This is a genomic window from Pseudomonas sp. EL_65y_Pfl2_R96 (assembly GCF_963970905.1).
GTDB lineage: Bacteria > Pseudomonadota > Gammaproteobacteria > Pseudomonadales > Pseudomonadaceae > Aquipseudomonas.
In genome coordinates this window covers 1-428 of sequence record NZ_CAXAQH010000417.1, presented here as the reverse complement: position 1 = coordinate 428, position 428 = coordinate 1, and the positions used below count along the sequence as shown (strand labels likewise).

Genomic DNA, 428 nt, shown 5'->3' with positions numbered 1-428 from the left:
TGGAGAATTCGCCATCAAAATCGATGGTCGAAGCTGTGCGCTCATTCGCAAGGAAGCCTATATCCGTGATTACTACGGAGTCAGTATGCTGGAACGAATCCGGTGTAAAAGTGGCCATTTGAACATCCTTGTTCTGCCCAATTATTTGTCGAATAGCGCGGTTATATTAGGTTTTGTTTTTTAGAGTTGTACATCCATGGGTTGTTGCGTTGTATTTCGCCCGACGCGGCAAGTTGAAATGCCCTTTAAATATCTCAGTGGCTGCTGAGTAACGATACGGCTCCTGCACTACCGAACAAACCGGCGCTGATCCGGTTGAACCAACTTTGTCCCTTGCCGCTGCGCAGATAGCGCGCAGCACCATGGGCGCCCAGTCCGTAGGCCAGTTTGCACAGCAGGTCCAGCAAGGTCCAGGTTGCAATCATCAC

At 50.2% G+C, this 428-nt stretch carries 1 pseudogene; it reads right to left on the bottom strand.

The window, feature by feature from the left end:
• Positions 1 to 254: 254 nt before the first annotated feature.
• Positions 255 to 428 (bottom strand): annotated as a pseudogene (locus AACY49_RS31350) (LysE family translocator); the annotation flags it as partial.